Origin of the sequence: Capilliphycus salinus ALCB114379, from assembly GCF_047276495.1 — a bacterium.
Classification (GTDB): domain Bacteria; phylum Cyanobacteriota; class Cyanobacteriia; order Cyanobacteriales; family Microcoleaceae; genus Capilliphycus; species Capilliphycus salinus.
In genome coordinates this window covers 929427-950818 of the sequence record NZ_CP178543.1, presented here as the reverse complement: position 1 = coordinate 950818, position 21392 = coordinate 929427, and the positions used below count along the sequence as shown (strand labels likewise).

General features: G+C 41.7%; 15 protein-coding genes. 5 read left to right on the top strand and 10 right to left on the bottom strand.

Annotated features, from left to right (window positions below; all coding sequences use genetic code 11):
- Window positions 1-149: 149 nt before the first annotated feature.
- Together ACL6C3_RS03925 and ACL6C3_RS03920 are read right to left on the bottom strand one after the other, a co-directional pair.
- Window positions 150-1475, bottom strand: coding sequence for a hypothetical protein (locus tag ACL6C3_RS03925; RefSeq protein WP_413165530.1), 1326 nt, complete (start codon window positions 1473-1475; stop codon window positions 150-152).
- A gap of 311 nt (window positions 1476-1786) precedes the next feature.
- Window positions 1787-2515: a PEP-CTERM sorting domain-containing protein gene (locus tag ACL6C3_RS03920; RefSeq protein ID WP_413165528.1), complete on the bottom strand. Its 729-nt coding sequence runs from the start codon at window positions 2513-2515 to the stop codon at window positions 1787-1789.
- Window positions 2516-3668: 1153 nt separating this feature from the next.
- On the opposite strand from ACL6C3_RS03920, the gene leuS reads away from it, so the two are divergent.
- Window positions 3669-6245, top strand: coding sequence for a leucine--tRNA ligase (gene leuS, locus ACL6C3_RS03915; protein WP_413165526.1), 2577 nt, complete (start codon window positions 3669-3671; stop codon window positions 6243-6245).
- 262 nt (window positions 6246-6507) lie between these two features.
- Here leuS and ACL6C3_RS03910 read toward each other — a convergent pair whose 3' ends face one another.
- From ACL6C3_RS03910 to ACL6C3_RS03885, 6 genes are all read right to left on the bottom strand, one after another.
- Window positions 6508-7908, bottom strand: coding sequence for a hypothetical protein (locus tag ACL6C3_RS03910; RefSeq protein ID WP_413165524.1), 1401 nt, complete (start codon window positions 7906-7908; stop codon window positions 6508-6510).
- 372 nt (window positions 7909-8280) lie between these two features.
- Window positions 8281-10818: a CHAT domain-containing protein gene (locus tag ACL6C3_RS03905; RefSeq protein ID WP_413165522.1), complete on the bottom strand. Its 2538-nt coding sequence runs from the start codon at window positions 10816-10818 to the stop codon at window positions 8281-8283.
- A gap of 3 nt (window positions 10819-10821) precedes the next feature.
- Entirely contained in the window at window positions 10822-12000 is a 1179-nt protein-coding gene (locus tag ACL6C3_RS03900) for a tetratricopeptide repeat protein (RefSeq protein WP_413165520.1), read from the bottom strand.
- Window positions 12000-13673, bottom strand: coding sequence for a protein kinase domain-containing protein (locus ACL6C3_RS03895; RefSeq protein WP_413165518.1), 1674 nt, complete (start codon window positions 13671-13673; stop codon window positions 12000-12002). The genes ACL6C3_RS03900 and ACL6C3_RS03895 overlap by 1 nt, the downstream gene beginning before the upstream one ends.
- 11 nt (window positions 13674-13684) lie before the next feature.
- Window positions 13685-15304 (bottom strand): NB-ARC domain-containing protein, encoded by a 1620-nt coding sequence (locus ACL6C3_RS03890; protein WP_413165516.1) that lies wholly within the window; start codon window positions 15302-15304, stop codon window positions 13685-13687.
- Between the two features lie 155 nt (window positions 15305-15459).
- Window positions 15460-16776 (bottom strand): ABC transporter substrate-binding protein, encoded by a 1317-nt coding sequence (locus tag ACL6C3_RS03885; RefSeq protein WP_413165514.1) that lies wholly within the window; start codon window positions 16774-16776, stop codon window positions 15460-15462.
- 261 nt (window positions 16777-17037) lie between these two features.
- On the opposite strand from ACL6C3_RS03885, the gene ACL6C3_RS03880 reads away from it, so the two are divergent.
- Window positions 17038-17769, top strand: coding sequence for a TIGR04283 family arsenosugar biosynthesis glycosyltransferase (locus ACL6C3_RS03880; RefSeq protein WP_413165513.1), 732 nt, complete (start codon window positions 17038-17040; stop codon window positions 17767-17769).
- A gap of 327 nt (window positions 17770-18096) precedes the next feature.
- On the opposite strand, the gene pyrE is transcribed toward ACL6C3_RS03880, so the two are convergent.
- Window positions 18097-18714, bottom strand: a complete 618-nt coding sequence (gene pyrE / locus ACL6C3_RS03875; protein WP_413165511.1) for an orotate phosphoribosyltransferase — start codon at window positions 18712-18714, stop codon at window positions 18097-18099.
- Between the two features lie 148 nt (window positions 18715-18862).
- Between pyrE and ACL6C3_RS03870 the strand changes: the two genes are divergently transcribed.
- Genes ACL6C3_RS03870 through ACL6C3_RS03860 form a run of 3 tightly spaced genes read left to right on the top strand, consistent with a single transcriptional unit; the run spans window position 18863 to window position 20017 of the window.
- The gene (locus ACL6C3_RS03870; protein ID WP_413165510.1) at window positions 18863-19315 is read left to right on the top strand and encodes a hypothetical protein; all 453 of its coding nucleotides are present in this window, start codon (window positions 18863-18865) and stop codon (window positions 19313-19315) included.
- 22 nt (window positions 19316-19337) lie between these two features.
- Complete coding sequence (locus ACL6C3_RS03865) at window positions 19338-19526, top strand: DDE transposase family protein (RefSeq protein WP_413165508.1); 189 nt, start codon at window positions 19338-19340, stop codon at window positions 19524-19526.
- 17 nt (window positions 19527-19543) lie between these two features.
- Complete coding sequence (locus tag ACL6C3_RS03860; protein WP_413165507.1) at window positions 19544-20017, top strand: NUDIX hydrolase; 474 nt, start codon at window positions 19544-19546, stop codon at window positions 20015-20017.
- Between the two features lie 4 nt (window positions 20018-20021).
- On the opposite strand, the gene ctpC is transcribed toward ACL6C3_RS03860, so the two are convergent.
- Window positions 20022-21305 carry a carboxyl-terminal processing protease CtpC gene (gene ctpC / locus ACL6C3_RS03855; RefSeq protein ID WP_413165505.1) on the bottom strand — a complete coding sequence of 428 codons (1284 nt, stop codon included), beginning with the start codon at window positions 21303-21305 and terminating at the stop codon, window positions 20022-20024.
- Between the last annotated feature and the right edge of the window lie 87 nt (window positions 21306-21392).

The following is a 21392-nucleotide window of genomic DNA, read 5'->3' as shown; positions in this document are numbered from 1 at the left end:
ATTCTTCAAAGCGTTTTCTACGCCGATTTCTTATTTTCTATTTTGACAAAATCAGCGAAGAGGATCATCATTCATTAGTTTGAAGATTAAGTTTAAAAACCGCTATTCTTAGCGAAATCGGTGCGACTGTACCCACCTCTAGAGATAAATTAACTCACCACAATGTTATATTTTCCCGTGTTAGGATTGACACCAATACTGTCTACTTCCTCAACTACAAACTCAACATTATTCATTTTTTTGCTTGCCAACACAGTTTTTAGCTGATGCCGGATTTCTTTCTGCGCTTCTGCTCGTTGTTGGGAATCTAAACTATCTTTCAAAACGGCTCTAAAAATGAATTTCTCTGGATTGATCACTTGAATCTGAAATCTTTTTAGTAATTTCGCTCTGATCTCACCGATGGCAGTATAATGAATATAATCTTCTTCTCCTTCTTCGTTGAGAAAGTGAGGTCTATCTTCATCTCGACCGACAACCGATCTAACTTTCGTAAAAGGCATGAGTTGATTATTATCTTCAACTGTTTCTAATTGATCATCCATGTGATATCGAATCAAAGGCAACGTATAATTGTACAAGTTTGTCACCCGCATTTTCTCGGCTTCTATCTCGAAGATATGGTTACTTTCCATTAAATACATTCCGTCAAATTCCGGCTTAGACAAACCCAACAATAAAAATTCAGCACTGGCGTAGGTATTGAGGATGGGTACTTGAAAAATGCTTTGAATATACTTTCTGTCTTTCTCTACTAAGGGTTCTCCGCCTGTTTCGATCAGTTTTGGATTAATTTTTAGCTTCCCCTCGGCTTGGGCTTCTCCTAATTTTCTGATTAGAAATGCGTAACCGGATAAAATTGTCGGTTGAAACTGGTTTAAAGCGTCTAGAATTTCCTGAAAAGCCAAATTGATATCTAAAATTTTTGTCGCTTGGAATAGCGGATAGAGTTTTTCGCACGCACTGACGATGGTTACTCCGGCAAAGTGACCTTGAGATGCTGCAATGTAAGCAATTTTTTTAAAAAGGCTAAATTTTGATTGATTTTGGTTCAACAGGTAAGCAAGTCCTTGAGCCATTTCGGTTTGTGAATACAGGTAGTAACCAACTTCTCCAGATGTTCCCGAAGTATGGGTGACAAAATATTTGTTCAAAAATAAATCATTCGGGTTTTCAGAATTGGCTAAAAAATCGATAATCTTTTCTTTGCTAATTTCTGGATGGGTGAGAATTTCATCGAAGTTTTCTAGAACGTCTGTTTTGTATAATACTGGAAAATCAGTTGGCTGACAGTTTTTCGGGTCTATTTTATACTTTTCGATGATTTTCTGATAATAGGGAGAACGTTCGGCAACAAAATTAACCAACTTTCTGAATTTATTAAGTTGTCTTTGGGCGACTTGAGCGGGTGTAAGATTTAGAATCTTCTTATTCTCTAAAAAAGTTTTGGCGACTTGAAACTGAAAATCCAACATTATTTGAGAATGAGTTCAGAAAACAACACTCAAATTTTACTCATATATTCCTCTAATTACCGTTGGCTCTGCTCTTTTCTACCTTTCGGATGATTTTTAGAAAAGAGGGAACACCGGAACAGCCGCTTCTAGCAATAGGCAACAGACAACCAGCACTAAAGGGTTTCAGCACTGATTAATCTTGCATCATACAGAGAGGTTTATTAATATCCGGGTACTTAAATTAACTCTCCAAAAATACAAAAAGAGTCTCAACCGAAGCTGAGACTTTCAATCAGATTTCACTTGATTTTTTTTCTAAAAACTAGATGTTAGTTCTCTGAAGCGTTCAGTTTTTTCTTGGTTAACAAGCCACCCAAACCAATTAATCCGAGTGCGGCGATGGTTCCGGGTTCGGGAACAGCTTGAGATTCTTGGAATTCAACATTGAGTGCAATATTATCTAAGCCAAAGCCAGCAGGTCCAGAAAAGCTTTGAGGGATTTGGTTGGAGAAAGCAAGAGTTACTTCTTTACCGATATTTGCTTGGAGGAAAGATGTAACATCAAAAGAACGTGCTGTCCAATTATATTCACCGACAGTACCAGCTTCAAATGCTAAATCAAATACGTTGAATACATCGCTATCGGTAAATAAATCAACACGGAAATGACGATCTAGGCTTCCAAAAATTTGCGTAACAGCCGTATCTGACCAACTCAGAATTGCAGATTCAACATTCTCTGCAATACTAAATGATTGTTCTAAGCGAAATTCTTGAGGTCCATCACCATCAAAGCTGTTATAGGCTGCATATGTTCCCTCTGTAGCTGATTGTCGCCCAAAACAACCCGTTGTTCCTGTTGAGTTAACGTTCCAGTCAGTATCACATCCTCCTGAGCCATTATTGGTTACTGACCAGTCGGTCAAATTACCTGTTTCAAAACCACCGTTATTAATTAAATTAGCGGCTTGAGCGGGATTTGCTCCCAGGAAAGAAAGGCTAATAGCTGCGGTGCTAACGGTGGCGATGGAGAGTTTCTTTAAGAAGTTAGTTGTCATGTTTTGGGGTTGATTGAGTGCGTGTTTGTTTTGTTGTTCCTAGTATGGCAATGAATTTTTAACCGCACAATTGGTAATGTTTCTGAGCCTGAAATTAAATAATTCAAAATCGACTTGTGTCTTTTCTCCGTATATTTTCGGTTGAAAAGAACTACTTTAAATACTCTTTAAAATTTTTTTGATGAATTTGTTCTAATCTTTATCTAAAAAATCTTGACAAACCTGGTGTTATAGGTTATATCCACCTGTTTTGATGAAAACATCAAGACTTTAGGTATAAAAAATTACAAACGAAGGGGATAAAGGTTAAGCTATTGAAAAAACTTATTAATTTCTAGTCTGTGATTAGCTGAAACGATAACAGAAGCTAGATTAACGATATACAGGCGATCGCAGTGAATTGAACTTCCGATCAACTCAATCATTTATAAGATGACAGCCAAACTTGAGCCGGTGTATCTATCTTTAGGATGAGATTTTCAAGATTACAGACTGTAGTATTTGTGTTATAGATTCGCTTTCAGCATCCAAACCCGGTGCGATCGCGAGCTTACAGAGAAAAACTATTACGTTTGTGTGATGGTTTCAGTTTCGGTATCCAAACCCTTTGCGATCGCGAGATCACAGAGAAAAACTATTACGTTTGTGTGATGGTTTCAGTTTCGGTATCCAAACCCTTTGCGATCGCGAGATCACAGAGAAAAACTATTACGTTTGTGTGATGGTTTCAGTTTCGGTATCCAAACCCTTTGCGATCGCGAGCTTACAGAGAAAAACTATTACGTTTGTGTGATGGTTTCAGTTTCGGTATCCAAACCCTTTGCGATCGCGAGCTTACAGAGAAAAACTATTACGTTTGTGTGATGGTTTAGCTTTCAGTATCCAAACCCTTTGCGATCGCGAGATCACAGTGAGAAACTATTACGTTTGTGTGATGGTTTCAGTTTCGGTATCCAAACCCTTTGCGATCGCTATCTTAGAGAATGGATGAAGAATGTAGTCGAGAACCGGGATACTGGCATCGTAGATGAAAATATGTAGTATTTGTATTACAATGTGAATATCTGAGTAATGTGCAATCCCGACCCAGAGTCGGGTAATATGCAACAATGAGCAAAGAAAGACGATAAACATCCCGCACGGAGTTAGAGTTGTGGAGTCTCGATATAATCCTGCATCCATTGAACAGAAGTGGCAACAAACCTGGGCTGAAAGTGGTTCCTACAAAACCCCAACCGACGCCCAAAAACCGAAATTTTACGCCCTGGCGATGTTTCCCTACCCTTCAGGAAACTTACACATGGGTCATGTTCGCGTCTATACCATTACCGACGTGATCGCCCGACTGAAACGGATGCAAGGCTATCGTGTCCTCAACCCGATGGGGTGGGATGCTTTCGGACTTCCGGCGGAAAATGCGGCGATCGAACGAAACGTACATCCGGCGAAGTGGACTTATCAAAATATCGCCCAGATGAAGCAACAGTTGGAACGTTTGGGCATTTCCTTCGACTGGGAAAAAGAAGTTGCAACCTGTTCGCCGGACTATTATCGCTGGACGCAGTGGATCTTTTTGCAATTTTATAACGCCGGACTCGCCTACCAAAAAGAAGCCGCAGTCAACTGGGACCCCATCGATCAAACGGTGTTGGCAAACGAACAGGTAGACAGCGAAGGCCGTTCCTGGCGTTCCGGGGCAAAAGTCGAACGGAAACTGTTGCGTCAGTGGTTCCTCAAGATTACCGAATATGCCGAGGAACTGTTAAACGACTTGGAAAAACTCCCCGGCTGGCCCGAACGGGTGAAACTGATGCAGGCCAACTGGATCGGCAAGTCTACGGGGGCTTATTTGGAATTTCCGGTTGCGGGGATGGATGACGAAAACATCGCCGTGTTTACCACCCGTCCCGATACAGTTTATGGTGTCTCCTACGTGGTGTTGGCGCCGGAACATCCGTTAGTTGAACAGGTGACAACTCCCGAACAAAAAGAAACCGTTGAGGCGTTTATCGAAGAAGTCTCCCAAGAAAGCGAGATGGATCGAACCGCCGAAAATAAACCCAAGCGGGGCGTTCCCACCGGCGGAAAAGCGATCAATCCTTTTAATAATAAGGAAGTTCCCATCTGGATCGCCGATTATGTGTTGTATGAATACGGAACCGGGGCGGTGATGGGAGTTCCGGCCCACGATACCCGAGATTTTGCCTTTGCCAAACAGTACGATTTGCCGATTATCACGGTAATTGTACCCGATGATGCCGATAACGCCGATGAGGAGTTGACCGAAGCCTACACCGAACCGGGAGTAATGGTTAATTCTGGCCCCTGCAACGGCGAAACCTCCGAGGGCTGCAAATTGGCGGTGATCGAATACGCCGAAGATGAGGGCTTGGGTCAGGGGCGGATACAGTACCGTTTGCGAGATTGGTTGATTTCCCGACAACGTTACTGGGGGGCGCCGATACCGATTATTCACTGTCCCAACTGCGGGGCGGTGCCGGTTCCCGATGAAGATTTGCCCGTCGAATTGCCGGAAAATGTCGAGTTTTCGGGGCGGGGGGCGTCGCCGTTGGCGAAGTTGGAGGATTGGGTTAATGTTCCCTGTCCGACCTGCGGGACGCCGGCGAAGCGGGAAACGGACACGATGGACACGTTTATCGATTCATCGTGGTATTTTATGCGGTATCCCGATGCCAAGAACGATCAGCAGGTTTTTGATCCGAAAGTTGCTAACGATTGGATGCCGGTGGATCAGTATGTGGGCGGGATCGAACACGCGATTTTACACTTATTATATTCGCGGTTTTTTACGAAGGTAATGCGCGATCGCGGATTGTTGAATTGCGATGAACCGTTTAGCCGTTTGTTGACTCAGGGAATGGTTCAGGGGTTGACCTATAAAAATCCGGTGACGGGTAAGTATATTCCTTCGGCAAATGTGAACCCGGACGATCCGAAAGATCCGGAAACCGGCGAGAAATTGGAAGTCTTCTACGAGAAGATGTCGAAGTCGAAATACAACGGCGTCGATCCGTTGGAAGTGATGGCGAAATATGGGGCGGATACGGCGAGGATGTTTATCCTATTTAAAGCGCCGCCCGAGAAGGATTTGGAATGGGATGATGCCGATGTTGAGGGGCAATTTCGCTTCTTAAATCGGGTTTGGCGGTTGGTTAGCGAATTTGCGGAAAACACGCCGGTTAAGTCTTCCAAAAAAGCGGGGGATTTGAGTAAGGAGGAAAAGGATTTAAGGCGGGCAATTCACACGGCGATTAAGGAAGTTACGGAGGATTTGGACGGCGAATATCAGTTTAATACTGCGGTGTCGGAAATGATGAAATTGAGTAATGCAATTTCTGACGCGAGTTGTACGAATTCTCCCGTTTATCGCGAGGGAATTGAAACGTTATTGAAGTTGTTGGCGCCGTTTTCTCCGCATATTTCTGAGGAGTTGTGGCGGAGTTTGGGTTACAAAACTTCGATTCATTCTGAAGGTTGGCCGGCTGTCGATACCGATGCTTTGGTTGTCGATGAAATCACTTTAGTGATTCAAATTAACGGCAAAACTCGCGGCACCATTCAAGTTCCCGCCCAAGCCGATAAAGCCACGTTAGAAGAATTGGCGAAAACCTCGGATGTTGCCCAACGTTATCTGGAAAATCAAGAGTTGAAAAAGGTGATTGTTGTTCCCGGTAAGTTGGTTAATTTTGTGGTTCCGCAGGCGAAATAACCTGAGAAAAAACCCGGTTTCTATTGAGTTACCGGGTTTTTGTTTTTGGCGTGTACAACGATTGTTCAGCTAAAAAGAAAAGAGAAGCTACAAAAAAAGAGAATAGGTGCATCAAAACTGATATCATCTCCGACTAATCAATCCGAAGTGCTGTAGGGGGCGGGTTCATCCAGGATCGAGGGTGACCACTTCGAGATTGAATTAAACTCGCCCCACCCCCTGAACAAAAATTAATCAACCGGAAATCATATGAGATTTTGTGTTAGATAACGGGGGTTAAATCTTCTTCTGTGAGAGGGGTAGAAGAGGAAGTCATGGGGTCATATCCGACAAAACAAGGAATAATTTCAGGTAATTCTCCACCTTCGCTAATGGGAGTTAAACTGTGTTCAAACGGAAGCTGAATAATGTCATTATCGGTTTCAGAAAGAGTCGGAAATTCTTCCCCATTTGAACTTCCCATTAACAGATCAAATTCTTCATCACCGGGAAGTGGGAAGGGAAGAATTGTCACTTCTCCGTCTATCTCGCCTTCAGAAATAGAAAGTTCTTCACCATTTGAACTTCCCGTTAACCAATCAAATTCTTCACCAGTTTCGGGAAGTGGGAAAGGAAGGATTGTGAATTCTCCGTCAATTTCACCTTCAGAAATAGTGGGAATTTCTTCACCAAATCCGGGAAGTGGATAGGGAAGGATGGTGAATTCTCCGTCAATTTCGCTGGGGCTAAAATCATCGGGAAAGGTTAACGGTTCTCCGTCAAAATTGGGGAAGTATTCAATAGCATTATCAGAAAGTTCTCCTTCCGGTAATTCTTCATCGTCAATAATTGTCGGAAAATCTTCGAGATCGTCGGGAAGTTCTTCTTGATCATCGACAATAGAATCTTCGAGATCGTCGGGAAGTTCTTCTTGATCATCGACAATAGAATCTTCGTCAATAATTGTTGGAAAATCTTCGAGATCGTCGGGAAGTTCTTCTTGATCATCGACAATAGAATCTTCGTCAATAATTGTTGGAAAATCTTCGAGATCGTCGGGAAGTTCTTCTTGATCATCGACAATAGAATCTTCGAGATCGTCGGGAAGTTCTTCTTGATCATCGACAATAGAATCTTCGTCAATAATTGTTGGAAAATATTCGATATATTCCGGAACTTCAGAGAGTTCTAACTGATAAAATTGTTCGATGAAATCTTGGAAATTAATTGATTCAGAGAAGTTGGTGTCTGAATTTAAAAAATCTGTGGATAAGTTCCTAAAATTTTGGGGTTTGGGAAAGCGAGAGTGTTGATCGGAACTGTTAAAATTGCCTGGAAAATCGGAACTTTGAATAGAGATAGGTAAGAATTCAGAACCTAATTTTTCTGACGAGTTTGAATCCTCTGAAAAGTTCAGAAGATAGCTGATAGTAGCGATTATTTTTTCGAGGTTGAAATCCTCTGGTAATTCCCCAGACGTAAAAAGATCATCAAAGCTGAAGTTTTCAGGAAGCTGGGATTCTTCTGAAAATTCTTCGAGAGTGACGGTACCGCAAAAGTTGAAGTTTTCAGGAAGCTGGGATTCTTCACCCTGAACACGTCTTCCATCCCCCCGGTTTGTAAGGTTGGTATTTTCTGATGTTTCTGTTGAGGAATCTAATGTTGCATTAGTAGTCTGATTCATGTTCATTTTCCTAATATTTGTTCAACTCAATTGACAATTTCAGGTGATTAAGCACGTCAAAAATGCACCCTCAAAGAAGGTAATTTACTCAAAACTGATTAGGCTAGAAAAATTAATTAGTGTTTGGGAAAAATCTGACAAGGTATTAGATAATACCCTGTCAGATGGATTGGACTCTCGTGAGATTTGGGTTGGACGACTTCGGACTCGTTAATCCCCGATTCTCATTTCCTCAAGCTTATCACTTAAGTTATATAAATCCTAAAGTGAGAAAAACAAAATGTCAAGTGAACTTTTGGATATCCGCGAGAGTGTAGCGGCTAGAATTCTCTCTAGATAATACTTTCAGCTTTTCTCACTTAAGTTATAAAACTACCAGGGACTTCCGATCATCGTGAAACCCGCCCAATAATAGGGGTGAGATAAGTTCTCAGGGGTTTGGGAGTCCGTCAGTATCGAAGGTAAAGGGGTGTTTCCTCGGGTTTGTCGCAGTGCGTCTCCCTCCATCCGCACTTCTCCCCGCAATAACGCGAGTTGGGCTTGTCTGAGGGCTTCTGCTTTGATGGGACTGGACTTTAAGTGAGCGTAAAATTCAACCATTAGCCCCAACGTCCCGACGTCGCTGACTCGCCACAAACTGGCCAAAGCGGACTTAACTCCGGCTCGATAGGCTAACCCCGCAAACCCCATTTCGGTTTCCGCTTCTTCTACGTTTCCCAATGCGGTTTTACAGGCGCTTAAAACTAATAATTCCACTTGGGGTTGTTTGTACCATTTTAAGTCTCGCAGTCGATCTAAGGGAAGTTTATCATCCCAAAATTGAATATAAGAATCTTCTTGGGAGATGAAATTGGCATGGGTCGCCAGATGGATAATTTCATAGGATTTTTTTTCGCGTTTTTTTTGGAGGTTTTCTAAGGTAAATTCTTGGTTAAGTAGGGCATCTCCCGGCCAGAGTTTTTGAGTAATTGTGGCGACTTCTGTGGGAACGCTCGGGAGAGAGGGTTGATCTTCAAATTCTGACATTCCCATTGCTAATACTTCGGCGTCTTTGAGTCCTTTATAGCTGACATCGGTCAGGTTTAAACTAGGAATTAAGCTATAGTTGTATTTTTCAATTAAAAACTGTTGGCCATCGTGTAAAGCGGCGAGGGGAAGCGATCGCAATCTTTCATCTAAACAAAATAATAAGGTATCAATTCCGGCTTTTTTTAAGTCCGCTTCGAGAGGTGCAATTAACCATTCATAGAGTTTGCGAGCGGCTGGCCATGCTGTAGTTTTCGGATCGCTTATTTCCCAATAAAACTCTCTCGCCAAACGGTTTAGTTTTTGTAAATCGGCTTCGGGGATACTTTTTACAATTGATTGACCGTCGGGTAAAACTAACATTAAACTGAGTCCGTCTTGAGTTTTTATTCTTAAACCGTCAATCTGTTCGATGGAGTGATTGGGGTGGGTTTTTATATAAATTACGGCTGGTTTTTGGGTGGTTTTTGCTTCAATTTCACCCAATATATTTTGAATATTTGTTTCGGGAAAAGTAGATTGTAGGGCGATTTGATAGTTGCGATCTGGATTGAGATGACTGGGAATTAAAGATTGCAAAGATTGAGGATTAATAATTGGATTAACAGACTGATCTAGAAGTAAGTTAATGTTGTTTTCTAAAGTTGCCATATTGGGACTCACCAAGTCCGAACCAATTGACAAAGTATCATTCACTTCAAATAATTGATTGCTATCTGAAGAAATAGTGGGCAAAATTAACAGTTCAACATTGGGAATTTCATCGACAAGATAACTAATTTCGGGAGCGTTGGGATTTTCAACTGGGGGTGGAGGTTCAATCGGAAGGATCGGTACAAATGTCGCTTGTTCGGTTGTATTATTAGCATTAAAAGATCGAACGGGTGTTGATATTGGCGGCGACGGAGTAGTAATTTGTGTTGGAAAAGAGGGGTTAAATGGAGCAATTTCTACAGGTAAAGATTCATCAAAACCCGGATTTCGATCTCGACGTTCAACAGAATTGTTAGAGTTGGCGTTGGTTAGGGTGATGGTATTATCCTCGTTGATAATAACATTTGTTGCATGGGTTTGAATGCCGCCCGTTAGCATTTTAGGTAGTGCGACTATCGGAGTTCCTAACGGGTTGGAAATTGCCTGAGATTGAACTTCTAAACTTAATAAATTTCCCGTTTGAGAAATCCGCACTAAGCTATTACCGGGAACCGATTCAATCACGACATTTCCTTGAGACGCTGAAACTGTTCCTAGATTTATGACAATATTACCGACTAATCCTAAGGTATTTCCGGCTTGAACCGTTAAATTTCCGTTATTAATAATCACACCCGACGGATTATTAGATAATACAAAAGCGCTCGGAGAACCATTGAGTTGTGAATAGTTATTGGCTTGAAACGCTTGAAACCAAGTTTGAGGAATACCGTTAGAAAATTCGCCCAAACCAATAGCGGTTGATGTGGTTGCAAAAAAAGAAGCAGGTACATTTAAAGTGGCGTTGGCGCCAAAAACAATCCCAGAAGGATTCATTAAAAATAAATTCGCATTGCTCCCCGTAACTTTAATCATACCATCAATTCGAGAAACATCACCCCCGACAATTCGAGTTAATATATTGCGGGTTTCTGGGGTAGAAATAAAGTTGGCGGTTTGTCCAGAATCTAAATTAAATTGCTCAAAACTGTGAAATAAATTTCCTCCGTCCTGAGAACGACTTCCGCCTTGAATATCAAAGCGAGTTGGGGTATTTTGTTGGGGTTGTGTCGGCGTGACTCTTGTTCCGGTTCCGTCGTTGGCTGGTGTGATTTGTGCCAAACTCGAAATCGGAATCAAGCCTAAAAATAGGGTCAAAGTTATTGTTTTTAAAATCGGATTGTTCGCCATAATTTAAGGAGGTGATTGATTGATTTTTTCAACTAACTGCTTGATTTCAGTTTGGCGGGGCTGTTCTCCTAACTCCTTATATTGATTGTACGCTAACATTAGCCAATTTATCGCTTCTTTTTTTTCGTTCAAAGTGAGATAAATTTCGCCCAAAGCGGTTTGAACTTCTGCAATTCCAGAAAGGTCTTCCTCTGGGATAAATTCCAGAGCCTTTAAATAGTTATCTTTAGCCAAAAAAGGGAGTTGTATTTCTTGATAAATTTCGCCCAGTTTATAATAGATAGCTGGTTTTTTTTGATTCGGTTTGAGCAAAGATTCTAATTGATTAATTGCTTCGTAATTTAACTTCTGTTTTTGATAGAACTCAACCAAAGCTAAAGTTTGGGCTTCTCCCTTTAATTTTTGAGCGAGTTTCTCGGTTTGAGCGGTAATGTTTTGTTCGGTTGAGGGTTCTAAAATAGAAAATCCGATTCCTAGCGGGTCTTGCTGTGAAAAAGGGGATTCTTCATCGAGAGAGGAAACATTATTATCTCCGTGAACAATAACCACATAACGCACTCCTGGCTTTAAAGAAATATTTCCTTCATAAACCACTTGATTTGAACTAACTTCTGTTTCCCAAATTGACTCCGAAGGACTCTTAAGGACAACGGTATAACGACTGACTCCGGTGACGGGATTCCATCGTAAAACTATGGATTGATTATTCAGTAATAAAGTATGGCGGGGACTGATAACATAGGGAATTTTATCGCTAATAAAAATTTGATTATTGCTGCGAGTCGCATCGGGAGAAACACAGCCATCGGGAGTTTCTACACATTCTGTTTTTGCTTGTAAACATCCTTCCGTTGGTTGGGAGATTTTATCGGTCGGAGCGTTCCAAGTTTCCCAGTTTGCATAACAAATTGCCGTTAATTCAGACGAAGATATAGATTTAATTTGATCGTCAGCATAGAGTTCAGTCCCCACAAAGACTTGATGATAATCCGACCAATTTCGCCGTTTTATAAAGACCTCACCTTTGGTTTCAATGACTCGTCCAACGGGTAAAATATTGTTGGCTGCATAAACGGGTTTATAAACAAGTTGAGATGGGTTTTTTAGCGTTAAATTTACTTTTCCCAAGTTTAAAATTAAAGCGAGGGTAAGTAAAAACACTAAAACAGACTGGAGTTTCATTAAATTTCTCCTTCCGCTTTCAAACGTTGACGAACTAGACTTTTCCAGGTGATAGTCTCGGGGTTTTGAATTGAATCAATGTTTAAACAATTTTTTCTCACCTTTTGTAAGGTTAACTTTTTTTGGGGAATTTCTTCAAGTACCTGAGCCAGTAAACAATGAGCGGGAGCATTTTCTGAATTGATTTCTATGGCGGTTTGCAAATAAACCAAAGCATCAGAATACTCCGTTTGTTGAGCGTAAGCCCAACCCAGATTTTTATATAAGTCCGATTCCATTTTAAAGGTAAAAGGTTCGGGATATTGTTGTTTGAGAGTCGGAATCAGTTGTAACCCCTGTTGTAACTGTTCAATTGCTATTGTACTATTTCCATCTAACCAAATTTGCAAACGCGATAAATTATTAATGGCGGCGACTTTAACATAATAGTTTTGGCTCTGTTTTGCAGACTGAATCGCGGCTTGATATTGGCTTCTCGCACAACCAAAATTTTGTTTATCTTCGCAAATTAAACCCAGTTGCAAAGCGGAAGCCGCATTATCTGGATTAAACTGTAACGCCAATTGATAATAAAATTCTGCCCGTTCTAAGTTATAATTTTGATAATGCTCAAACCCAATATTGGTTAAAGTTTTATCAATTTGAGGTAAAATATAAGTTTGAATAAAAATCGGAATCTGAGGACTAATGAAACGAACGCTGATTGTTCCCAGCAAAAACCATCCTAAAAACTTGAGTTGAGATAAAGCGGTTTTAGATATATTTTTGTGTTCCTGTGTAATTTTTTCCCGAACTTTTTCCAACCTCTGAAGCAATAGCCGTGTATTTTTTGGTCTATTTTTAGGGGAAGGTTGCATCAACTCATTAATCAAATCAGCAAATACATCCGAAATCTGATTAGCTTGATTTTTCCATTGAATTTTACCCGTTTTTTCTTCGGTTGGAAAGTTCATCGGAGACTGACCCGTAAGCAAATGAATAAAGGTTCGACCCAATGCAAAAAAATCGGACTGTAACACCGCTTTTCCGCTCATTTGTTCGGGTGCGGAATAACCCATTGAACCGACTTGAGTTGAACCCCAATCCCCAATTCCCACCGTACCAAAATCAATCACAGCTAACTGTCCATTTGGTCTTAAAATTAAATTAGAAGGTTTTAAATCACGATGTAATAAATTTTGACTGTGAAGTTGATCTAAAATTTCTAGAATTTGTTGTAGCCAGTCTAGCGCTTCATCTTGAGAGAGTTTTTGATTTTCGTTTAACCAAAGTTCTAAATTTTGTCCCTCTATTTTTTCCATCACCAAACAATGAAGCAATTGATTGGTTTTAGAGGGATAAACGGTAAAATAATCATCCGGTTCTACTCTCGGAATTCCCGGATGACGCAACCACATTAATACCCTTGCTTCCTGTTTTAAAAGGCGAACTAAATCGGGATTATTGTTATATTTTAAAACTTTTAAAACTTTTAAACTTCCCCAATCTTCCAGTCCGGCTCCCCAATCTTCAACTTCAAAAATATCCGTTGGATGTCCCGATTTTGGTTCCTTTAGCGGTCGAACAATTCGATATCTTTTCTGAATTAATAAAGGGGTTCCACAAGCTTGACAAACGTCCAGTTTATCAGAGTTTTGGCGGTTTGAACATTGAGGATTAATACAATAGCTCATTTTCGCATTTATCACTCAACTTGTAGAATTTGGAGCAGCTTTTGGATATTTTGAGTTGTATATTGACTTCCAAAAAACTGCTGATTTAAATGGGATAAACTGTCTTCGAGTCGCTGAATTGCCAAATTAAAGCCTCGACGATTTGCTAACAGTCTAGAACTGAGTTTATTTTTGATAATCTCCAGAATCGAATAATATTTTTTAGGACTTTGTTCCGTTTCTAAAGGATAAAGTTGCAGCAACCAAAGAGATTCTAAATCTTGATGTTGGATTAATCTCATAATTTCTTCTTCAACTTGACGAACAAATTGTTCGAGCGCATATTTCATCACAACGGGTTGAAGACCAAACAAAGTTTTTCCCTCTTTCTGACTTTTTTCAATCAGTGAACGTCTTCCCAAAGAACCCATAATTTCCAAGATTTCGGATGCAGATAACGGAATTAACATCTTTGCTTGAATTTCAGAAAGTTGTAAGGGTTGCTGTTCTAATGCTAACCAATACATCATTTCTTTCTCTGCGGTTGATAATCGTTCAAAAGGTTGATCTAATAACGAGCGAACATCCCCCATTAACAGGGTATTTTTAATAAATTCTGAAACCCGACCCGAATATAACTCTTGAATTGTTGCCGAAACAATTTTAATCGCTAATGGATTATACCCATAGCGTTCCGTTAAACCTTTCCATTCTGAACTGACTGTTAATCCCCGTTCGGCTAAAATTTTCTCGGAGATTTCTTCTGAACCTGCTAAGGCTAAAGAACGGACTTTTGCACCTTCTAACAGAACTAAATCTTTGAGTTTTTCCGAACTCGCCAACATCAAGCAACTTTGATGAGATTCTTCAGCGATTCGCTTAATGAGAGTTCCATATTCTTGATAGTCTTGAGCATAATAACCCGCGAGTTGCTGAGAACTGAGAATCATCTCTACATCGTCAAAAATAATCAAACACCGAGAAGTTTTTAAAGCGTCAATCAGTTGAGCAATCAAAAAATAGCCGTCTTGAGTTAACAAATCCTTCGCCGATTCTTGACCCGATAAAACGGTCAGAATATCCGCCAATAACAGCTTTAAAGAAGGGGCTTGACGGAGCGACCGCCAAATGATAAACTCAAATTGTTCGGTTAATTGTTTGGCTAATTTCACCGCTAATGTCGTTTTTCCCATGCCCCCCATTCCCAACACAGCGATTAAACGACAGCGATCATTTAAAAGCCATTTTTTCAGTTGAGAAAGTTCTTTTTCCCGTCCATAAAAAACCTCAATATCGGGCGCCGAACCCCAATCATAATAAGAAGTTATTTTATGAGAAGTTGTTTTTTGAACCGAAGCAGGGGGAGTAAACTCCGATGAAATCTGCTGTTGTTGATAGCGAGAAACCAATAATTGCTGCAACTTTGCCATTTTTCCCGGCCCCTTTCCCGAAATTTCAAATTTGCGGTAGGCTTCTCCGAGACGCTTGCGAACCGTTTCCGGCTTCAAGTTCAGTTGGTTGGAAATAGCAGCAATAGACTTCCCCTCAAGTAACGCTTTTGACAGCACTTCGAGTTCTGGCTCAGAGACACCATGCTCCTGTGCTATCTCTTGGAGAAAGTCTGGGGGAATCAAAGTCATGCCGTCCGTCATTGTAAAAAATCTTACATCTATTGTACCGCAATCTCCAATTCTAAGTGAGATTATACCTTGAATCCGGCTGTTTGGTTCACTTAAGTGATACAAAAAACCCGATTTCGCAGAAGAAACCGGGTTTTTGAGGTGTAAAAATTAATCGAATTGTCAATTTAGGAACGCTGGTTCCAAGCCGTTTCTGCGTCTAAAATTGCCTGTTCAACCGTTTTTTGATTCAACATTGCCGCCTGTAAATTATCATAAATAATCTTCTGCAATTTTTTGATATCTTTCAACGGGGGAAGCAAAATATCCGTTTCATCCATCTGTTTTGCACTAATAATTCTGGCTTCATCTTCCTGGGTATTTCGCCCTTGAACCGGTCGAAAATAACTATCTTTTAAAGCTTCAACCGTCGAAGGTAATACATTGGCATTTTTTGCAAAAGCTAATTGATTGCTAGAATTAGTAACAAACAAGGCAAATTTGAGCGCATTTTCAGGATTTTCTGTTTCCCGAGGAATCACCAAATTCATCACCGCAACGCTTTTTTTACCCGTTTCTCCGGTAATTTGCGGGGCGGGAGTTGAAACTTTAGCAATAGTTGGGGCGTTTTCTGCAATGGCTTTAAAAAACTGTGGCCCCGATGTTAAAATAGCGATTTCTCCCGCTTGATATAATTCTACAGCCCGTCGGTGTCCTTGAGTTAAAACTTCTTGAGGAAGCAAATCTTGCTGATATAAATCAACCCAATATTGAAAGGCTGCTATTCCTTCGGGACTGTTGAATGCGGCTTGACCTTTGTCATCAACTAACTGCACCCCCATTTGAACCAAAGACTGCAAAACTTGAGAAGAATCTTCGGGAACAAACGAAACAAAAAAAGCATATTTTCCCGTTTTTTCTTTAACCGTTTGGGCGACTTCTGCTAATTCTGTATAGGTTTTTGGCGAGGTTTTTAATCCCGCTTTTTTGAACAAATCTTCATTGTAAATCGTGATTTGCGTCGTTAAATACCAGGGAATCCCAAAGGTTTTTAAACCGCATTTTTCACCCTCGCAGCTTTCAACACTGTTGGCTTTCCAGATATTTTCTAAATACTGCGATCGCACATTTTCATCAACTTGTTCATCCAAATTTAACCAAGCATTTCTTCCGGCAAGTAAAGCCGCAAAATCGGGGTTTAAATTCACGACATCCGGCGCATTTTTTGCCGAAACTGATGCCAATATTTTACTTTCCATCGCCGACCAAGGTACATCGACCCAGCGAACTTTTAAATCGGGATGTTCCGCTTCAAAATTGGCAATTAATTGATTAAAATAATCGGTAAACTGCGGTTGAAGTTGCATCGTCCAGAATTCGATTTCCTGACGGTTATCATTTTGATTATTATCAGAACTAACCGTTGCACAACTGACAACAAAACTCAGCAATAAACCAACTAAAGCGAAAATTCCAAAGCGTTTCCAAGTGTTCAGGCGTTTCATGGCGTGGGAATGTTTACTCGCAAGACAGGACGAAAATTGAGGATATTTGTTTCTAGAGATAAATGTGGTAGATGAAAGCCACAAGTTTCTATTCCCAGTAGGGTGGGTGACAGCCCCAAATTTTCTATACTTAACAGTCAAGTTCTAAATGTCACCCACCCTACCATTAACAATAAAATTATAGATGTCACCCACCCTACCATTAAAAGTGCGTTAAGCTACCCTAACACACTCCATAATTAACCGATTAACCTAAATGTAATGTTGCGTGTTTCCATTATTATTCCGACGTTGAATGAAGCGAGTCAACTCAACCGTACCCTCAACGCTTTACATTTACTGAGTCCACCCGCTTGGGAAATTATTGTCGTAGATGGTCACAGCGAAGATGAAACCGTTTCTATCGCCGAGTCTGCGGGAGTTCAGGTTATTTCTTCGGCGACTCGCGGACGTTCAACTCAAATGAACTTAGGTGCGAAAATAGCAACCGGAGAAGTTCTCTGTTTTCTACACGCAGATACTTTAGTTCCCGATGACCTCGTGACTATTATCGCACAAACCTTGTCCGATAAAAATATTGTTGCGGGAGGCTTTATTTCGCTGATGGCGGGTCCTCAAACGACTCGCTGGGGTATTTCCCTACACAACTACCTGAAAACTTATTATGCGCCATTATTGTTTCGTCCCCATTTATTTTTTCGCGGACTGCGGTTATTATTTGGTGATCAGGTTATATTTTGTCGCAGTCAGGCGTTTTGGGACTGTGAGGGGTTTGATGAGAGTTTACCGATTATGGAAGATGCCGATTTATGTCGTAAACTGGTTTATATTGGACGAATTCGTTTAGTTAACCGGATTGTTCAAAGTAGCGATCGCCGTGTTGCCCGTTGGGGTTCGTTCAAAGCAACTTTAATTTATCTCTATATTGGGTTACTTTGGGGAATGGGTGTATCCGCAAATTATTTGCAAAAGTTTTATCAAGATATTCGATAATAGTCTTGTAGGGGCGGGTTCCGAAAAGATGTTTATTTCTCACCCATAACCCTTGTAAACCCGCCCCATCCCCTCAACATTTTCGGGCGGTTTTTTAATAATTCTTTCTCACCCACACACATTTTTTTCCGGGTTTTCGGGGCGGGTTGATCTAAATTATTTCTAACCCACACACATTTTTTTCCGGGTTTTCGGGGCGGGTTGATCTCAATCTCGGAGTAGTCGTTAAAGATATTGTAGAACCCGCCCCTACCAAATTTTCGGGTTTTTAGGAACGGGTTGCTAACAATTATTTCGATGAAAATAGAAATAAATTTTTACCCGATCCTACGTTTGTTTCAGTTGAGACGTGCGAGTTTTCAAATCTTCAATGGTAAACAATGCTTGAAATTTTAACCCCTTTTCCGCGTAAAGTTCGGCACCCCCCTGTTGGCGATCAACTAATGATATAATCTCCTCAACGTGATAACCCGCCTCTTGCAGTCGCGTCACCGCTTTTAAAGCCGACTGTCCGGTTGTGACCACATCTTCCAAGACCACCACCTTCGCCCCTTTTTCCAATTGCGGCCCTTCAATATAAGCCATTGTGCCATGTCCTTTGGCTTCTTTGCGGATAATCAAAGCATAAACGGGTTTGTTTTCATAAGCAGAAACCACACTCACGGCCGATACAATCGGATCGGCGCCCAAGGTTAAACCGGCAACCGCAGAGGTATCAGACGGTAACATCCCACAGAGAAGCCGACCGATCGCCAAAGCCCCAAAAGGATGCAAAGTCACCTGTTTTCCGTTAATATAATAAGAACTTTTCTGTCCCGATGAGAGAACAAAATCTCCCTCTTGATAGGCAAGCTGACAAAACAGATCCAGCAGGCGATCGCGCACCGTATCAAGAGAAGCCGCGGTCAGATCGTCGGATAAAAATTGCAGTTGAGATCGATCCATAAGAAAATTAAAATATCGAAGACTCGCAGATCATCTATAATTTTTTCGGGCAAGACTCACCGGGAGAGTCTTGAAAAATGATTAGCCGATCTATATCCTAATCGAAAATCGAGTTAAAATTTGAACAAGATTATCGAGGATAAGCATAATGGGTCTAACTTCAAAGTTCCTCAGTGGTGTGATGGCGGTATCGGCACTTTCAACCGTGTGGGCGACTCAGGCGATCGCTCAAGTTGAAGTAGAAGTTCCCCCCAGAACGACGTTTAACCCGGTTGCTGATGAATTTAACAGGGCGGCTTCCAACAGTTCGGCAGATATTTTTAGGGCGCAATCTTTGTTAGGACAGGTTCAATTTATCTTTGGGGTGGGTTTTCCCTGGCCGAACGGGTCGATCGGAGCCTTTCCCGAACAAGCCTTAGCGCGAGATACCCGAGGTTTAATTTTACTGTACCGGGATGCTTTCCTCAAACAATATTCTAGCGATCCGGTGATTCGGGTGATCGATCTGCCCAATCCCTACAATAGCTCGATTTTGACCCAACCGATCTACACCGAATTTAATCGGCCGGCGGTTCCATTTAACGGACAACCTTTACCCTAAACTGAATACCGAGGTTCTCGTTATGGCTGATGCACAAAAGTTTTATATTGTCAAGCGTCCGGCGGGAAATTGTGAAATCGTTTCGGGTGAGTCTGTTCCCAATTCCGAAGACGGCCAAATTGTCGAACAGTGGGGGCCTTTTGAGTCCCCCGATGAAGCTCTTGCCCGTCGGGTCGGTTTAATTCGGGCCGGAAAATGTCAACCCCAATAGCATCGAATGAGGTGTAAGTGGATCTAATCGTCATCGATGAAAGCTGGTATCAACCCCTTCCGGGGCTAAAAACCTCGATTTCAGCCGGAGGAGTGGTTATCCGCCAGCAAGACGGGCAAATTTACATTGCCGTTGTCCAAGAAAGTCCCAACCGACCCGGATATGTTTTACCCAAAGGTCGCATCGAACCCGGAGAAACCGCAGAACAAGCCGCCCGTCGGGAAATTGAGGAAGAAGCAGGTCTAACGGACTTACAGAAAGTAGCAGAATTAGGAAGTAAGGAGCGACTGAGCTATTCTAAAACCATGTGGAAAAAAACCCACTACTTCCTATTTACCACCGAACAAATAGACGGAAACCCAACCGATCCTCACAAGGTTTACAAACTGTTTTGGCTTGCCTTTGATGAATATCAAAGCTTATTTTGGCCAGAACAGCGAGAACTAATTGCAGCCCATCAAGACTTAATCGGTGAGTATTTGAGTCAATAAAGACCTACTTCGTTTTAGCTTGAGTTTTTTGAGCGGCGGCAATTTCTTGATTGAGAACTTCGAGGGCCTTGGCAAATTGGGGATCATCGGCTGTCCCGATCTTCGCCCGTTCTTTGCGGAGTTCTTCGCGTTGTTCTTCGCTCAGTTCAACTTGAACATCGGGTTGAATGCCTTCGTGGTTAATATCTCGACCGTCTGGGGTAAAATACTTGGCAATCGTCACCGCCAGTCCCGAACCATTACCCACACCCCGAACCGACTGCACCAAGCCTTTACCAAAACTCTTGGTTCCGACTAAAAGCGCCCGTTCGTTGTCCTGTAAAGCCCCCGAGAGAATTTCACTGGCACTCGCCGAACCGCCATCAATCAACACAACCAACGGTTTATCGGTCAAAGCGCGATTATTCGCCTTTTGACGGTCCAGTTCACCCCGACGGTCTACGGTCGAAACAATATCGCCTTGATCCATCCACATCCGAGCAATTTCAATACTCGCATAAAGCAAACCGCCAGGATTAGAACGCAAATCTAAAATATAACCGGTCACATTTTGCTTTTCCAACTCGACGATAGCTTCTCGCATTTCATCGGCAGCATTGGCGCTAAACGTATTTAAGCGAATATAACCCACCGTTCCCATCGAACCATTTTGAGTCGAATAACGCACGGGATGAATTTCGATTTTCGCCCGGTTAATGGGGACAACAATTTCTTCATTTCCCCGTTGAATGGTCAGCTTCACCTGAGTTCCCACCGGACCGCGAATCAGTTTCACCGCCTCGTTGATGTCCATGTCTTTGGTACTTTGGTCATCAATTTTCAGAATAATATCCTGCGCCTGAACTCCCGCTTCAAAAGCCGGTGAATCTTCAATGGGAGAGATCACAATCAGCTTTTTCGACTCCTCATCCTGAGTCAGTTGAATCCCGACGCCGGTAAGTTCTCCAGAAGTATCAATCTGCATATTCTTGAATTCTTCTGGGTCCATGAACCGGGTATAGGGATCATCAAGCTTCTCCAGCATCTCCCGGATGGCTTCATAAGCCTGTTCATCGCTGGTATAATTCCGGTTCAGATACTCAGTCCGAACGGCTGTCCAATCAACTTGATTAAATGTTCCATCAACATAATTTTTTTCTATAATTTGCCAAACTTCGTCAATCAGTTCTTTAGGACTTTCTCGAAACGACGCTTGACTGGAAAGATGTATTCCCGCACCGGCAACCGCAACTGCTGTTAGCATGACTGCCGTTGCACTGACAACAAGCCCACTTTTTGATACAACCATTTGTCTTTTGAACCGGAGGAAAGGACTGCAATTTTATTATGCCCAATTTAGCACAGGCAATGCTATCTCATGTACTGTCAGTACACA

Bases quoted from the DNA above. Each gene is read 5' to 3' on its own strand.
- pyrE (WP_413165511.1), bottom strand. From the start codon at position 18,714: ATGGATCGATCTCAACTGCAATTTTTATCCGACGATCTGACCGCGGCT.
- ACL6C3_RS03895 (WP_413165518.1), bottom strand. From the start codon at position 13,673: ATGAGCTATTGTATTAATCCTCAATGTTCAAACCGCCAAAACTCTGAT.
- ACL6C3_RS03920 (WP_413165528.1), bottom strand. From the start codon at position 2,515: ATGACAACTAACTTCTTAAAGAAACTCTCCATCGCCACCGTTAGCACC.
- ACL6C3_RS03925 (WP_413165530.1), bottom strand. From the start codon at position 1,475: ATGTTGGATTTTCAGTTTCAAGTCGCCAAAACTTTTTTAGAGAATAAG.
- ACL6C3_RS03865 (WP_413165508.1), top strand. From the start codon at position 19,338: ATGGCTGATGCACAAAAGTTTTATATTGTCAAGCGTCCGGCGGGAAAT.
- ACL6C3_RS03910 (WP_413165524.1), bottom strand. From the start codon at position 7,908: ATGAATCAGACTACTAATGCAACATTAGATTCCTCAACAGAAACATCA.
- ACL6C3_RS03880 (WP_413165513.1), top strand. From the start codon at position 17,038: ATGTTGCGTGTTTCCATTATTATTCCGACGTTGAATGAAGCGAGTCAA.
- ACL6C3_RS03890 (WP_413165516.1), bottom strand. From the start codon at position 15,304: ATGACGGACGGCATGACTTTGATTCCCCCAGACTTTCTCCAAGAGATA.
- ctpC (WP_413165505.1), bottom strand. From the start codon at position 21,305: ATGGTTGTATCAAAAAGTGGGCTTGTTGTCAGTGCAACGGCAGTCATG.
- ACL6C3_RS03885 (WP_413165514.1), bottom strand. From the start codon at position 16,776: ATGAAACGCCTGAACACTTGGAAACGCTTTGGAATTTTCGCTTTAGTT.
- ACL6C3_RS03900 (WP_413165520.1), bottom strand. From the start codon at position 12,000: ATGAAACTCCAGTCTGTTTTAGTGTTTTTACTTACCCTCGCTTTAATT.
- ACL6C3_RS03870 (WP_413165510.1), top strand. From the start codon at position 18,863: ATGGGTCTAACTTCAAAGTTCCTCAGTGGTGTGATGGCGGTATCGGCA.
- ACL6C3_RS03905 (WP_413165522.1), bottom strand. From the start codon at position 10,818: ATGGCGAACAATCCGATTTTAAAAACAATAACTTTGACCCTATTTTTA.